This window comes from Haloarchaeobius salinus (assembly GCF_024464185.1).
Taxonomy (GTDB): domain Archaea; phylum Halobacteriota; class Halobacteria; order Halobacteriales; family Natrialbaceae; genus Haloarchaeobius; species Haloarchaeobius salinus.
Map to the genome: position 1 here is coordinate 150,401 of NZ_JANHAU010000007.1, position 16,137 is coordinate 166,537.

Annotated in this window: 8 protein-coding genes and 2 pseudogenes; 6 read left to right on the forward strand and 4 right to left on the reverse strand. The window is 56.0% G+C overall.

The genetic code is table 11. The features are described 5' to 3' along the window. The first annotated feature begins 186 nt into the window (after positions 1–186). The 3 genes and pseudogenes from NO345_RS18380 (at position 187) to NO345_RS18390 (ending at position 8,222) form a co-directional block, all read left to right on the forward strand. Positions 187–6,159 carry a sacsin N-terminal ATP-binding-like domain-containing protein gene (locus NO345_RS18380; RefSeq protein ID WP_256301709.1) on the forward strand — a complete coding sequence of 1,991 codons (5,973 nt, stop codon included), beginning with the start codon at positions 187–189 and terminating at the stop codon, positions 6,157–6,159. Between the two features lie 109 nt (positions 6,160–6,268). Next, positions 6,269–6,481 (forward strand): annotated as a pseudogene (locus NO345_RS20000) (hypothetical protein); the annotation flags it as partial. Positions 6,482–6,965: 484 nt separating this feature from the next. Beyond that, positions 6,966–8,222 (forward strand): Cdc6/Cdc18 family protein, encoded by a 1,257-nt coding sequence (locus NO345_RS18390; protein WP_256301710.1) that lies wholly within the window; start codon positions 6,966–6,968, stop codon positions 8,220–8,222. 639 nt (positions 8,223–8,861) lie between these two features. On the opposite strand, the gene NO345_RS18395 is transcribed toward NO345_RS18390, so the two are convergent. Continuing rightward, a complete protein-coding gene (locus NO345_RS18395; protein WP_256301711.1) occupies positions 8,862–9,662 on the reverse strand; it encodes a DUF8170 family protein in 801 nt (266 codons plus the stop codon). 115 nt (positions 9,663–9,777) lie between these two features. On the opposite strand from NO345_RS18395, the gene NO345_RS18400 reads away from it, so the two are divergent. Further along, positions 9,778–10,266: a helix-turn-helix domain-containing protein gene (locus NO345_RS18400; protein ID WP_256301712.1), complete on the forward strand. Its 489-nt coding sequence runs from the start codon at positions 9,778–9,780 to the stop codon at positions 10,264–10,266. 508 nt (positions 10,267–10,774) lie between these two features. Beyond that, positions 10,775–11,440: pseudogene (locus tag NO345_RS18410) on the forward strand (DNA polymerase domain-containing protein); the annotation flags it as partial. A gap of 143 nt (positions 11,441–11,583) precedes the next feature. Here NO345_RS18410 and NO345_RS18415 read toward each other — a convergent pair. Beyond that, the gene (locus NO345_RS18415; protein ID WP_256301713.1) at positions 11,584–12,963 is read right to left on the reverse strand and encodes a Cdc6/Cdc18 family protein; all 1,380 of its coding nucleotides are present in this window, start codon (positions 12,961–12,963) and stop codon (positions 11,584–11,586) included. A 190-nt stretch (positions 12,964–13,153) separates the two neighbouring features. Here NO345_RS18415 and NO345_RS18420 point away from each other — a divergent pair, with 190 nt between their 5' ends. Next, positions 13,154–14,410 carry an RNA-guided endonuclease InsQ/TnpB family protein gene (locus tag NO345_RS18420; RefSeq protein ID WP_256301714.1) on the forward strand — a complete coding sequence of 419 codons (1,257 nt, stop codon included), beginning with the start codon at positions 13,154–13,156 and terminating at the stop codon, positions 14,408–14,410. 812 nt (positions 14,411–15,222) lie between these two features. Here NO345_RS18420 and NO345_RS18425 read toward each other — a convergent pair. Next, positions 15,223–15,528 (reverse strand): hypothetical protein, encoded by a 306-nt coding sequence (locus tag NO345_RS18425; protein ID WP_256301715.1) that lies wholly within the window; start codon positions 15,526–15,528, stop codon positions 15,223–15,225. A 258-nt stretch (positions 15,529–15,786) separates the two neighbouring features. Beyond that, a complete protein-coding gene (locus NO345_RS18430; protein ID WP_256301716.1) occupies positions 15,787–16,110 on the reverse strand; it encodes a DUF6788 family protein in 324 nt (107 codons plus the stop codon). Positions 16,111–16,137 lie beyond the last annotated feature (27 nt).

A 16,137-nucleotide genomic window follows, 5' to 3' on the forward strand; every position in this document is an offset into this window, starting at 1 on the left:
GGAGCAAAGACGTATAGGTTCAATAGTTGTCGGTGCAACCTGCCGAGGTCTGGAGCGGTACTGGATATAGCTTCCACTCGCCGGAAAACTCCGTATGAGACATCGGAGGGGGATCAACCCATGACTTCACGGTTATCGACAGCGCTGCCATGGCACTTATCTACGAGTTCCGCATCTGTCGATAGCATGGCAAGTCAATCGACGGTCGTAGACCACCTAACGGAAGCGGAACTCTTCGAACGGTGGAGCGATCGTTGGGACCATTTCCTCGATGACTTTTCTGCGGCGTCGTCCTCAGCCACAGTTTCTGAACGCCTCCGAGATAAAGTGAAAAGTGGTAACGCAGAGCGAGCGATCGCTGGTGGTCACGAAGGGCGAGAAATCCTTGAACTCCTCCAGAACGCCCGTGACGCAATTCCTGGGGAAACCGATGGTGGGCGTGTCTACGTTGGAGTGTACGACGAAGGCGTTCTCGTGGCGAACACTGGCCACCCCTTCGATATGTTTGACCCGGATGTCGAGGACGCCGTCACGATGATCGGCGAATCCTCGAAGGGGAACAGCGACCAAGAAATCGGACACAAGGGTGTTGGCCTGAAGTCAATTCTCGCTACTGGGGATGCATTCGAAATCTGGACGCGCCACGAGAGTGCTACAAATGAAACGCTTCGCGTCAGACTTAGTCGGTCGTATGTCACTGCAGCGTTGCTCTCATCGTTAGGGTACGATACGTCTGCGTTCGATCTTCGTGGTGCTGTATCGAACGAGGCGATTCAATCGCTCACCACGACTTCGAATGCCGATCAGCGAACCGAGGATCTGACCCAAGACGCTCGAGAGGACATCGGCAAGCTCCCGCTCTTCGATTTTCCGGTCCCCCTGACGACAGCTTCTGGAGCAGACGATCCTGTTGCAGACCGGGCATCGGCGCTCATCACCGGCGATGTCGACGAATGGTACGGTGATCCCTTCCGAACGGCTGTCTTCGTTGAGTACGAGGATACGGAGTGGCGGGACATCCTCAAGGAGTTCAACATTCCACAACCTGAATCGTCCGACGGAGACAGTGCTGGTCGGGCCGAGCGGCTCTGGTCGTATCTCTCGAAGGAGGCTGACGGCGAAGACGCGACGAGTGAAACGCTGACACCCGAGACACTCATTCAGTTTGGTGGAATAGAGACATTGCTGCTCGAACGCGTGGGTGGCACGGATCAACCAAGCCGGGAGCGGTGGGACGTCGACCGTACCCCTGGGCCACTCGATAGCGAGACAGTGCGTCATGAGACAGTTACGGTGGCTGTCGAGGGAACGGACGCATCATTTGCGGACGAGCAGTTTGACCAATTCGGGTTTGCTGATGCCGACGCACCCACGCAGTTGCTCGTTCCGCAGACGAGGACCGAACGAGAGCGGCCACAGGAGTATCCGCTGTATCTCTACTATCCGATCGAGAATACACGGGACGTTTCCCTTCCGTTCTGTCTCCATGGGCACTTCACGGTTGAGACGAATCGGAAGGATCTCAGTCTCAACAGCCTCGATGATAATCAGGCAGTCCTCGAACGAGGAGTGGAGCTCGTTGCTCGAGTTGCCGAGGCAGCAGGAGGGAGCAACTTTGGCGGCCGCTATCCGTGGATCCTCCTCCCGCCCCCACCGAAGAGTTACCCGGACAACCCGAGTTCACAGGCGAGCTTGCTCACATGGTTCCGTGCCGCAGTCTATGAGGAACTCCGTGAGCGGCCGTGTGTTCCCACAGTTAGCGACGTAGACGGGTTATCGACACCCGTTGTACCCAGCGAGTCGCTTCTTCACTGGGACGGCACAGTGCGTGGTGGCTTCCTCGCACTGTTCGAGGTGATGGACTCGCTTGGTGAATCAGTTTCTGACGCTGTCGTCGACCGTTACTTCCCGACGAGGGATACACTCGAAGGTTGTCGTTCCGTCCCAGCCACATGGGATGAGAGAATCGAGGCGCTCCTCTGGGTTGACGATGTAGAACAGTTCTCAACCGAGATTGCCCGCTCATGGGGCGCTATCCTTGGCAGCCACCTCGACCGACGAACGATCGGTCAAGATACGTCACATCTCGTCTGTGACTCCAGTACTGCTCGGGCACTGTTTGTCGGTACTATCGAGACGATACTCCGCTCTGGCTCGAACGACGATGAGCTGTCAGCAACTCTCGACATGCTCTCCTCGCACCTGGAGGGCGTATATCTCCTGCCCTGCCGTCGCACGAGCAAAAGCGGGGTAGTCGGTGACGACGCCGAAGAACCACGCTCTGAGAGTGATCCGGCGGATAGTACCCTGCTTGTTCCCATCGAGGCACGGTCGGGACCAAATCCGAACGAGCGTGGGACGAGCCGCACACGGTCAGTCATCTGGGACGTCAACTCTCCGGAACGAGACACCCAACCGCCTGAAGTACCGCGTGAGAAGTCGAGTTTCCGAGTCTACTTCTTGGATCGGGCGGTCGAACAGAACGAACGGGCCCGTCGCGTTCTTGACCTCGCTGGTCGACCGTGGGGAGTCCGTGTCTACGATGGCACGCCGAGCTACTTCCGCGAACTCCTGGACACATTCGCGATGGATGACTCGGCGCGTGTGAAGCCACTAGACTTCTACTTCCTCGCAAAGCAGATCAACAAACTCGGGAGCGAGTCGACGGATCTTCAGACAGACGAGGGGTCGTTTGTTCCGACTGAATACGTGAAATCAGCGGTTGCACGGTCAGATGGCGACCAGCGGCAAAACCTCCGTCGACGCCTGAACCTCCGAAATAATCGTCTCACCCTCCCGCGAGAGGGAGGCACTCATACTATACGGGAAACGATACTCGACGACGATTGGCAGCGTATCCGGGCGCTAGCCCACAGAGAGGATGCAACTGAAGACTGGGACACGTTCGATGGGGATGCAAGTACGACATGGCCAGCGCCGACTGAAGAGGCGTGGGTTCCTATTGCCGATGCACTTGAGACAGACGACGCTCACGAACGAATCGCGAAAACACTCTCGTTGTTCGGTGTCTCAGTGCTTCCCAATATCCGGACGGTGTGGATGTATGGGTCCGGGCATCCACGAACCCGAGGCGACGCATCCTGGGATCCCGTCGAGTGGTCTGCAGACGACTTTTTGGCAGGTGACGGCGTTCCGGAGAGTGCTGGTGCACTCCAGCGTTCTCTAGCAGACGCAGAAAACGTCTATCAACAGTGGATCACGGCGCCGGGAAGACATCCACAGGCGACTGCCGAGCACTCGAGCAAATGTAACGTCAAGACGGATGGCGTCCTCAGAGACGTCTTCCTCGCAACGTGGATCTGGTTTGACGACCTAGACGCAGTTCAGCAGCTCGGCGAAGAGAATCTCCTCGAACTTCTTCACCGATACGAAGGCCAGTTCACCAAGTCCATACTTGAGACGGGATGGACCTGCTCGCATGGTCACCAACGTGACGGCTACGGATGGTCGAAGTCGGTCCCGACGCTCCTGAACTGGCAGCTTCGCCAGCTGGCAGTCTGGGACTCGACCGTAACAGCGAATCCAGAACTCCAAGACCGCTGGGGAGATGACGCTTCCCGATTTGCCTACACAGTCGTAAAGACAGGGTCACGTGGAGCCCGGGCCTCGCGACTCTTCCCGCACATCGATCCTGACGACCTCGATCTCTCTGAAGAGCTGCTCCGAAAGCTGGGAGTGAAACCAGTCAATTCGTTCGATGCTACTGAAGCTGCGTGGCACCTGCACCGACTCCTCGAAGTCCTCGCCGTCGACGGCCCACACGAGGAGCCAGTCGCTCTCGATATCCCTGACGACCGGGATAATGATTGGAACGCGGCCTATACGGCGCTCCTGGAACCGATTCTACGCCAGCTGCCTGCAGAGGACCCAGCAGCGGAAGACGTCGACTTGCCGTTCCTGTCTCACCTCCCAATTATGCGTAGCGGTGAGTGGCAAGTGGCGTCACTAGAGTGGCTGGCAGAGAATGCCGACAAGGGTCGCTACTACGAGGATCAGTCACCGAAGCCGTGGGAGCGCCGTGCCGTCGAGCAGGGAGGTCATTGGCTCCTTCCCCGAACTGCGTCAGGGCCGTTTACTCGGCTCACCAACGCTCTCGAGATTGCGCGGGTCGACGCGTCGAAGCCAATCTTCGAAGCGGACGAGTTGACATTCACGGACGAGTCAGTCGCCGAATTCCGTTCGGCGCTCCGTGATCGGATGATGCTCCTCGTTGCATCACTCGAACAGCGGAGTGAGGACCGTATCCGCGAATTTGCAGATGATTTAGACGCCGCAATCGCAGATCTTCGAGTGGCTGAACAGTTCCCCGAGGTTATCGAGGACGATCTTGACGCCCCGAAGTCGGGCCTCTACGCGCCTCGAGACGGTGAAGAAGCCTTCGTGTTCAATTCAGCAGCCTTCGACGACGGGCTCACCCTCGACGGGCTCGCGAACGCTGTCTCGCTCCTTGCCGAACAACCGACGACCATCGCGACGTTCCGAGAGGCACTTGACGAGGATCTCTCTCCGGCAGAACTCACGAAGCGTTGGCAGCGGCGAACCTTCCCCGTCGATGACGTCGCACGCATTCTAGGTACGAGACGGCGTAGAGACCTCCGGCAACGGCTTGACGCCATTGTCGCATTGGTTGAGCGCTTCGACGGTGTGGTCGCTCCGACAGTCGACGAAGTCGTTGAATCGATCGAGCGCGAGGACGACACTGCTGTTCAAGAATTCAAGCGGGCTTTGTGCGGTGATGACGCCACTACTCTAGATGGGATGTCGCCCCAGGGAACGTTTGTTCGCGACGTTCGCGAGAGTCTTCCTCACGAGCTTTCATTCGTTCTCAATCGGCTCTTTGGCGAGGATCGACAGCCATGGCGAGAAGTGATCTTGGAGTCCGAAAGCGGGCACGAATCGGAGGTGATTGACTGGTTGGCGAAGAACGCGAGAGCGCTCGACGCGACAGCGTGTTTCCCACAGTCAGTTCCGTCCGCCTACGTCCGTGTGCTCGCTGTAATGAACGTCTGGGATCGGACGGAGGCGACGGATCTCAACGACGTCGATGTGTGGCGCTCGCGGCTTCGCGCCTTATCGACGGAGTCAAACGTTGAGTGGGTGGACCGACTCCCCGACCGATTACAGAATGAGGATGCAGACGGGGAGCTGTTATTCTACTATTCCCCCGAAGATCGGCTCCAGTCGCAGGTCGTCACTCCCTTCCTTGAGGGACTCTCCGGGGCTATCGCAAGCGAAACCACAAATCTGGAGACAATGCTCCGGCAGTATATCCTTGAGGGAGAGTTACCGGAAGATGAAGCGACTGTCTCCGCTGCCGACCACCAGGACGGCGCACTTGCTGACCTCCAGTCTGCGGCCATGAGTGGACAGCAATTCTCAACCGAGAGCCTTCTCGACGCAGGGTTCGAGGTACAAAGCGCCTCGACGCGGACGACTGGCAGTAACGGCGGTGGTGGTAGCACGCAGTATCGTGGTCGCGGTCAGCAAGGCGAGGCCGCGACGCTCGTAGCGATGCTGGATGATGCTGCAACCTGGCTTGACGACCAACCCATCGGAATGATTCGAACGGTCCGCTCGACGTTCCGGACGCTGCACGACGATCAGCAGAACGGGAATCACAGCTGGCACCTCGACCGAGTCTGGGAGCAGGAACTACTGCCGCTCTTGTCGGGCGGTGGGTTAACGCGGGAATCTATCGTCGACTGGCGTGATCACCTTGAAGATGGACGGCTTCGGGATCACCCATTGGTCAGGCTCTGTAACGTCACGCTTGAACAGGGGCCCGGGTTCGACGTGATCGACCCGTTCGGTCCAGTGTCAGGTCCACGACGAGAATTCGATATCGGCCAGTTCGTTCCCGTCGAGGTGAAGGCGGTCGGCGGCCGCACCCCACCGTTCCACTTCCGACTAACGACCAACGAGTACCGTCGCTGCAAGGCATTTCTCCGAGAAGATCGCTCGTACGTGATTCGGCTCGTCCACGTTCCTGAGCCAGGGACACCCAACTGGGCGTCAGAGACGCGGTTCGTCTCTGAGATAGTACTCGAAGATGTGTCGGACGCTGAATCCCTGGTTCGTGGGAACCCCTTCGAGGAAGTCGTTAAAGGCGGCTACATGAATATGAGTGTAGATCAGTGAAACATCTCCGCCAGTAGGCTGGTGGAAACGACTCCGCTCGCACCCGTTCTCAAGGTACAGTCCAGAGAGACGTCCCGCTGCGAATACATCGGCGCTCATGATGGTGGCGATCTCGGCGTGTGTCGAGATTCCGCTCGAACATGGAGCCCGGTACGACTTTGTGGCGTTCGTGCCGCAACGCGAAAGCGACGCTGGCGTACTGACGAAGTATTTCGGAAAAGTAGCTGGCGACGACGAGTCCAAGGTCAGGGGGATCGAAGCTCGGCAGCGCTCGATCCCGCCACTGATCGAGGTACTGTCTTCTAAGTGTTATAGCCCGTTATCGAGGAAAGTCGTACACGAGGTTCTGATTCGGTCTTCTCGTGGAGGAACTGAATGGGCTATACCAGGCGGGAACCCTCCACCGTTTCCTAAGCTATGAACGAAGGACGAAAGACCACACCCTCACTCCACCGTTTCCTAAGCTATCCGTATGAAAGAGAAGGTGCTAGGAAAGAACCCGGAACGGTTTGCCGGGTTCACTCTAGTTAGAATGATATATAAAATTATGATAATTTCTATCCTAGTCTATTGCGGTTATTGTTTTGTGGCCTCTATATTAATTCTTTCTCCATAAATAGGGGACTAGTGAGGGGGCCCCGTACATACATACTATAGCTTAGGAAACGGTGGAGTGAGGGTGTTTTATAAGTTACCTGAGCTTGGGAACCATCGGTTAGCGTCTCCTTATAAATCAACGAGCTTCGGACGCTTCGGAAGCTAAGGAAGGGGTGGTTTTATAATGAGTGACTGTGTGGGTCTTCGCCATGGGGATGTTTCAGCGGGACGATCAGGTATTCGCGGATGCTGAACCCCTCGACGACTCATATGAACCCGAGGATATTCGCGAGCGGGATGAGGAGCTCGAAAAATACCAGCGAGCACTCCAACCGATAATCGACAACCGGCCGACCTCGAACACCTTCCTGTATGGGAAGACGGGGACCGGAAAAACGGTTGCGACGAAGTTTATGTTATCACACCTGGAATCAGATGCGGAGGAGTACGACGACGTCGATCTCTCCACCGTCTGGGTCAGCTGTGAGAATCTCTCCTCCTCGTACCAGGTCGCCGTCGCACTGGCCAACGAACTTCGACAGAACCAGAGCAAGGATCGGATCAGTACCACGGGCTACTCTCAACAGCGAGTCTTCGACATTCTCTACGAGGAACTTGACGCTCTCGGCGGAACCGTCGTGATTGTACTCGACGAGATCGACAATATCGGTGACTCGGACGACATCTTGTATGGACTGCCGCGGGCTCGCTCGAACGGATATGTCGAAGAGGTTCGTCCCGTGATTGTTGGTATCAGCAACGACTTCCAGTTCCGAGATAACCTCTCGCCCAAAGTCAAGGACACACTCGCCGAGAAAGAGATTCTCTTCCCGCCGTACGATGCGAATCAGCTTCGATCAATTTTGAATCCCCGTGCGGAGAAAGCATTCCACGATGGCATCCTCGAGGAGGAGGTCGTTCCACTTTGCGCCGCGTTTGCTGCTCAGGACACGGGATCTGCACGCCAGGCGATTCGTCTCCTTCGGGAGGCTGGAGAACTTGCCCAGGCAGATGAAGCTGAGTCTGTGACGGAGAATCATGTCCGGGCTGCTCAGGACGAGCTCGAGAAGAACCAGCTGTATGAGGGCATGCAGGAACTCACGACACAGGGCCACGCCGTCCTCTGTGCACTAGCATACTATCAGGCTGGTGGTGAAGTCCCCATCCGTTCTCGAAGTCTGTACGAGCGGTACGTGAAAATCTGCGACCGGCTTGACGCTGATAGTGTGAGCGAACGTCGGGTTCGAGACCACCTGTCCGATATGAATATGCTCGGGCTCATCAGCGTCTACGAACGAAACGAGGGACTGTCGGCTGGCCGGTACCATGAATACGAACTTGATGTCCCGCTAGATGCGGTTCTTGAGGTTCTACTTTCGACTAATCGGTTCGAAGACGTCGCGAACATTATCCAGTCGACAGCGACCGACAATAACCGTCTTCAGTCCGGGCTCTCTGATTATTAGAGAGAAATACTGGTCTGAAACAAAATATAGTATTGAAGGCCAGAAAAGCTTAGGAAGCGATGGAGGGGGTGCGGGATAGCTTAGGAAATTGTGGAGGGGGTGTTCCGTCATCGGACCACCGCTGAAGTCATCGGCTTTCGTCTCGATTATCTCTGCGCTCGCAGCTGGAGTGACATATAATCAAGCGCATGCCCCCGTCTTCAGGCGCGTGGAGGATGTCAAAACCTAACGCGTACAGTGTTGGAAGACCAGTTCGTCAAAATCATCAGGTGAAGCTCCGGAAATGGTGGAGGGATATCCTAATGCTCTCCATTGATCTCCTTCCTAACTCGCTCCCTGACCCCAACCAATACCTACCCCAAGAAACCAGCTGAAAAGCTTAGGAAACGGTGGAGGGTTAGGCTCAGTTAGCTTAGGAAATGGTGGAGGGGGACGGTCGAAATTGGTTCGTCTTAGAGGGTGAAACTGAGCGGCTGCAGTTAATCTACTTCCAAACTCTCTATGCAGACACCCCTCTATCGATGTGTTCACGAAAAGTTAGTGAGGACACGAAGGGATGGTGAGTGGCGGAGAGAGTAGTAAACTACCGAGACGACCCACCCTGATGAGTGTGTAATCGAGCGAGTAGGGCTGGATAGTTCACCGTGCCCCACTCGCTTCCCACTCCGGACGTGGTGTAGGGGACGGGAGTTTGTCAACCACAGTTCGAAGTTCGTCCTCTGTCGTCCACGGGAAGCATCGATCGTGGGGTTCGAATTTGCGGAACTTGTTGAGATGGACCCAACGGTACGTTGTTGGCTCTGCTCCCTCATCTGTCCGGTCGTCGATCACGTCCCAAACCTCCTGCTCGTTGATGCCAAGACCGCTATCTTGGGCGCGATCAACGAGGGCACCAACCTTTGATTGGACCTCATTCACCGACAAATCGTCTGCGAACGCGACTTCGAGGGCGGCCTGAATGACGTGCCGTGTCGAGTCAAGGTTCTCGTCAGTCGCCCACGCGTAATCACGCGGGAACACGTACGACTTGTCGAAATACGGTTGGTCATCGATCTCGCCCAGTTCAGGAGCCTCACCACCACTCTCCTTCTCGAAGACACCGACGATGTAGTCGCTGTATGTCGCCAGCAACGAAAACATGATATCGAACGTATTGAGCCGGTCAGTGGGGAGCTCAAGGAGATCACCCATGATGAATGGATAGGCACCGAGCTGCTTTGCGAGTTCGTTCTGGACGGCCCGGAGACGGCGAATGTAGGGATCGCGGTAGCTCCCGAGGATGAAATACGACGTCCGCTGACTCCAGAGATACGGCAGTTCGCGCTGCGTGAACCGCCAGATCTCCCGTTTCTCCGCTGGTTCAAGCTCGATCCCCCCGACAGCCTCGTGAACAACTGTCATAATGTCCGCAGCGTCTGGCGGAGGGCTTGGGTCGGTCATTGACTGCTGATTCGAACCACAACACATTACCTCTTCTGAACTACTTTGGTTAATCCGTAAATTACCAACTTGGTTGACCCTAACTGTTATGGCGACGCTTCTTGTAGAGACACGTATGAGCGAGAGTCACAGCGGAACCGCTGATGCGGGACCGTTCGCGGAACAGCAGCGGCTTTTCAAGCTGCTGTCCCAGGATACGCGCCACCTCATCATCCAAGAGCTTCTCGGCCATCCCGCCCATCTCATGTCGCTCGCCGAACTCGAGTACATGACTGGGAAGAGCCAGGCAGCCATCAAAGACCAGCTTGAGACGCTGACCGACGCCGGGCTCCTCGCACGCTACACGCACGAACCAAGTGAGGGAAAACGCAATCTCCCCTCGCAGTTCTACGGGTTCACCGAGCGAGGCGTCGAGGTCCTCCACGACTACAAGTATCTCCGTGGCCTCCCGGTCGCTCGCGCCCTCTACGAGAACACGCGAAAGACTGAGAAAATTGAACGGCACGAATCGGCACCGCGACCGGAACTTCCAGAAGCTGTTGCGGAGGCACTCGAGTTTGACGAACCCGACCTCGACGCCGGCGACACCAACTCGAAGCAATAGATTCCCCTGTAGGAAGAGTATAGAAATTCTGATCTAGAATATTATTCGGATACTGGATCCTTGTAGTCCCAGTTGAGACTGTCTCCCTGTCGACGGACGATGTACTTGTAGGGGCCATGCAGTTCGCCGGACTGGCACTTCAGTTGTCCTTGCCACAACTAACCTTCTTGATCAGGTACACCGGTCTGCAAGTGTTCTGAACCAGGCAAAGGCCAGAGCTACGTAACCTCTCACACCACCTTGCAAGTGTTTTATTTTGGTCGCTGCTTCGGTAGCTGTCCCAGGATACACCACCGTGCAAGTGTTTTGAAGCGGTCATCGATCCAGGACCGCCACCTCACACACCACCGTGCAAGTGTTCTTAGTGGACGTCCGACCCTACACCACCGTGCAAGTGTTTTCCCGATGACTCCAGTTGGCTCTGGTGAATCGCCATACTGCGCTTGATTTTCGCTACCTCACGACGTTGCTTCTCGTAGTTTGACGACTCCTTCTGCTTACGAGACAGCTTACGTTGCTCGCGACGGAGATCACGGAACGCGTCGAGATTCGGCTCGAACACGAAGCCCACTACGACTGGGTGGCGTTCGTGCCGCAGCGCGAGAGCGACGCCGGCGCGTTGACGAAGTACTTCGGGAAAGTCGCCGGCGCCGGCGACTTCAAAATCAGAGGTATCGAAGCCCGACAGCGTTCGACCCCGCCGTTCATCGATAAGGTCCAGCGGGACTGTCTCGAACAGTTCGGCGCGACTCGGTCGCCTGACGCGGTACGAGATCGTCTTCAGGACGCCGTCACACGTCTCCATGCTGGACCGGTCCCAGTCGAGTACCTCGTCGAACGGAATCGCGTCTCCAAGCCGCCGGAGGGGTACACGCAGAACACTCAGAACTTGGCGGCCCTGAAACGGGCTCGCGACCAGGACCTCGCCGTACATCCCGGACAGGATATCGAGTACGTGGTCGTCGACGACGAGAAGACCTCTCGAGAACGGGTCGCCCTCGCCCACGAGGAGATCGAGACCTACGACGCCTCGTACTATGAGACGCAGCTCGTCCGAGCTGTCGAGAGCGTGCTGTCACCACTCTGCTGGGATCGGACTGAACTTCAGCGGGAACTCGCCACGATGGAAAACGCCACGTTGAGTTCATTCGAGCCCACCAGCGATATGTCGTAGCCGACTAACCCATCATCCTACGTTTTCGTTGTGTTTTTCAACTATTTCGTTCCTTAATATAACTGATGCGATTGTGCCTATTCTTCCATCAATTGCGGACGTGCCCGGGGGTGGGTAACGAACGGCTGACAATCTGACCGTAGCTACCCCAGCGTCTGCTGTTCGTTCAGCCAGTTCTTTGCAAGTTCGTTGAAGTCAACCGCGTCGAATCGAGAGACAGCCTCGAGCACCTCGATAGCCGTCGATGGCTCGACGCGGAGTTCGAACGTGTAGGCCTCGCCGCCGACAGAGCCGGAGGCGGATTTCCGTGCGCGAATTATACTCAACATATCGAGTTCGATGAGATGGTCACGCATCCGACGCTGAGCTAGACGGTCCGCATCAATGTGGTCTGAAAGGGACCGATAGACATCATAGACATCACGAGTCCGAATCTCGGAATGGCCCGCGAGTTCCAGAATCGTCACTGCTGCCAGCGCAAGGTGACCCTGCGTCGTGAGCTGTTCCATCCCCTCGATAATGAGTTCTCGCTCAGCTTCGCCCTGGGCCGTTCGGACGTGTTGTTCGTTGACACGGGCATCGCCCTCGGATTCGGCGATTGCGGCAGCTTTTCGGAGGTACTTGATTGCTTGGCGGGCGCTCCCTTTGTCCTGTGCAGCGTACGCAGCACAGAGCGGAATTACCTCGTCGGTCAGGACGTCTGAATCGATACGGAGGAGCGTGCAATCGGTTCGATCAACGTCCTTTTCGTTGAAGGGCTTGGCAAGTGAGCCGTCGTCGTCATCTAAATCGATATTGATCTCAAGCTCCTCGCCTTTTGGTGTCTCATAGACGAGCGATGTTTGTCGGAACGCCTTGCTCGCACGGCGGGAGAGGATGTCGCGGAGTTCGTTCGCGTCGTAGGGCGCAAAGAAAATTGAGTCGTCGTAGAGGCTATCCTTCGCTGCAGGGTCGAGATTATCACGCCACTGGAGGTCGTTGCTGATGCCGATTATCGACGGATAGACGTCGTCGTTGACGTAGTCCTTGTCGCGTGCTCGAGGGAGGGAGTAGAGGATTTTGTCGTCCGTTCCGAGATTGTCGATTTCGTCGAGGACGATGATTATGGTCCCTCCGATCTCGTTCATCGCGTCCCAGAGATGGTCGAGTACCTTCTGCATCGGATGTCCATTGGGGTTCTCGCCTCCGAGTTCCTCGCAGAGTCCACACGCGAGCGTGTAACTCGAAGAGATTCCCTCACAAGAGAAGAACACCGTTGTCAGGTCGAGATTCTGAGCGTCAGCAAACGCTTCCAGTTCAGCCAGTTCTGCCTTCGCGGCCGCCGTCTTCCCCTGACCAGCCTTTCCCGAGAGGAACGTGTTCTCGGCGCCGGCGCCACGGGCGGCAGGCTTCAACGAACGGCGGAGCTTCAAGATTTCGTCCTGTCGCTCCGGCAGCGTCGTCGGCGTGTGACCCTCTTTCAGGTAGTCCTCGCCGCCGACCGCAAAGATTTCCGAGGTCGTCGAGTACGGGGACGAGTCCATCGTGCGTACGTCGTGTGGTCTAACCACATAAACCCCCGTGTCCGTAATGTCCGCCTTGTCCGAATAACCCCCCACCTTGTCCGGAATTATTCTGACCGGCAATCCACCGACGGCATTCCAGCCGGATATTCCAAGCCCGGTCGTTTATTTTAATAAGAACTCTCCCATAATGTATTATGAGGCCAGTTCGATGCTGGAGACAACCCGCACCTACATCGCACGCATCACGAACCACCCACAGGTTCGTGACGATCTCGACCAGTGCGGGTTCTCCGCGTCGAAACTGTGGAACGTCGGCCGCTACTACATCCAACAGCGGTGGGGCGACGACGGTGAGATACCTGACGAAGCCGAACTGAAATCGGAGTTGAAAAACCATGAACGCTATAGTGACCTGCATTCTCAGTCAAGTCAGCGAGTTCTCGAAGAGCTTGCTGAGGCGTTCACTGGTTGGTACAGGTCGGACGACGGTAACAACCCACCGGGCTACCGGAAACGTGGCGACCGACACCCTCGCTCCACCGTCACATGGAAGAAACGAGCTATCAAGCACGACGATAAACACGGCCAACTTCGCCTCTCGAAAGGCTTCAACCTGAAAGAAAGTCGGTCAGACTTCATCCTTGCAGAGTACGAAACTCGCCCTGACGTAGAAGTCGAGAACATCCAGCAGGTGCGTGCCGTCTGGAACGGCGACGAGTGGGAACTACACATCGTCTGTAAGAAAGAGATTCCAGTCGAAGACGCACCTGGTGACAAGACGGCGGGTATCGACCTCGGAATCAGCAACTACCTCGCGATCGACTACGAGGACGCCCCCTCGGAGTTGTATCCGGGGAACGTGCTGAAAGAGGACAAGCACTACTTTACCAGCGAGGAGTACCAGACCGAAGGTGAGAACGGGCCGTCGAAGCGAGCGCGGAAGGCTCGGCAGAAGCTCTCCCGACGCAAAGACCACTTCCTTCACACCCTCAGCAAGCACATCGTTGAGCGGTGTGTTGAAGACAGCGTGGAGAAGATAGCGATTGGCGACCTCAGTGACATCCGCGAGGATGAGAACGGTGACTCACGGAACTGGGGTGCGTCGGGGAACAAGAAGTTGCACGGCTGGGAGTTCGACCGATTCGCCCGTCTACTCGAATACAAGGCCGAGGAACACGGCATCCTCGTTGACCGTGTAGACGAGAAGAACACCTCGAAGACGTGTTCGTATTGCGGGGAGATTCGAGAGGCAAACCGCGTGGAGCGCGGTCTGTACGTCTGTTCGTCGTGCGAGACAACCATGAATGCAGATGTGAATGGTGCGGTGAACATCAGGAGAAAGATAACTCAGAGTCCCCCGACGGGGGATATGAGTAACGGCTGGTTGGCACAGCCCGGAGTCTTCCTGTTCGACCGCGAGAGCGGACGGTTCACACCGAGAGAACAGGGAGACTGCAAACCCTAATATCCCAACGCTCGGGATTCCTCCGGCTTCAGCCGGAGGAGGATGTCAACTGCGTTTCGCTGGCACTATGGTATTGAGAATAGTGGAACTACCCACACTTTTGGCTTTGAGAGGATGTCGATCGCTTCAGTTTCACGGTTGGACAGAAACCCACCCGGGCCCCCGGGGTCGTCCGCAATTATTCAGGGAACCGTAGGGAGGGGGATAGTTCGGTTATTCCGACTGATTTTTGGAGGGATTGTTAATCTAGTGCGGTTAATACGGGATGCTGCTAATCATATATTATAAATTTTTCTATTAGAAGTAGTAAGTAGTAGTTAGAGGAATCAATTCGCTGGTGTAGACCGACGCTATCTTTTATTTATATGTCACAGCCGTTGTGTTGCCTGAGCTTCGAGACACTTCTTCCGTGGAATTGCGGACGACCCCGGGGGCGGGGGTTAGGTTCGTTTCCTCTTTTTCCCGTAGCTGGACTGAACGTGTTCCATCGGACCTACGTGGGGACGGCAGGCACGGTGTCGAAGGAGGTGGTTGAACGGTATATCGAGGAGACTGAACATTAGAGCGAGTGTCGGGCTTCACCGCCGCCCACGATGGGGTGGGGAACTCGACCTCTCAAGTTACAGATGATCCCCTCTCCTACACTTCGTGGGTGAATTGCGGACGCCCCCGGGGGTGGGGGACTGTGGAGTCAAGTTGCTCGATGAGTATCGTCAGCAGTGTCGAAGTGTTAATGTCCGGTATTTTGGATGGGAGGGCTTAGTGAATTTTCAACTCAACCGAGCACAGATTTCCTCATATTTCGGACACCCCTACTCAAGAACTTGTACACTAACGTCGTCCACCTCAAATAGTAACGTTTCTTCTTTGTTTCCACGATCGTACAACCATTTCACCTCAACTGTCCAGCCTGTGGGTGTTCGTCTCGCCTTAACGCTACCTGAGCCCTCAACATGGTCTGGTGGTTCGATCGAATTCTCTTCGGTGAGTATCTTGATGAGACGGCCATCATCAACATCAGTAGTGAACCCTTCAGCCCACTCCTCACCAAACTCGACGCGTACTCTCTGCACTCCGGTAATTCCCCATTCGTCTCCTTGGATGCGATTACTGCTCATAACGGTTGTACGAAAGCTCGGGGTTTGATTCTTTCCCGTCAAGAAATGTCAGAGCCTATATTTTGGTTAAGTCGATAATCTTTGTATGGCGGTAAGCAGTCGTTCTTTCATACTCTATGTTGGATATTGAATTGCACCCTACTCCACTATTTCCTGAGCTTTGGTGGTTGAAAGGGGTAACATACACCACCATTTCCTAAGCTACCGAAGCAATACATCACCATCTCCTAAGCTTCCTGTGCGGATCTCGCTCCAACACTACTTGTCTGGATTGACCGGGCCCTTGTACTGAGAACGAATCTTCTCTCCCTCCCGCCATTGCCAGTAGTAGTAGCGGTTGTCGTTAATCTCCTTGATCGTGACCGTCGCTTTGGCCGGGACGTCGTCCGGGAGATTGTCTGGTCGCTCTTCGACCTCTTCTTGATCTGCCGACTCCTCGAGACGCGCCTCTCGTTCCTTGTGCTCGGCGAGCGCTTCAGCGTACGTAGCAATATCTCGGAGCTGCTCCGGGTCCGACTCGTTGAGCGTGTTGATGATCTCCGTCGGGAGGTTCGCCGGTGGGGTCGGGGATTCGTAGGACATCGGGTGCTCTCGTGTTAACCAACACAA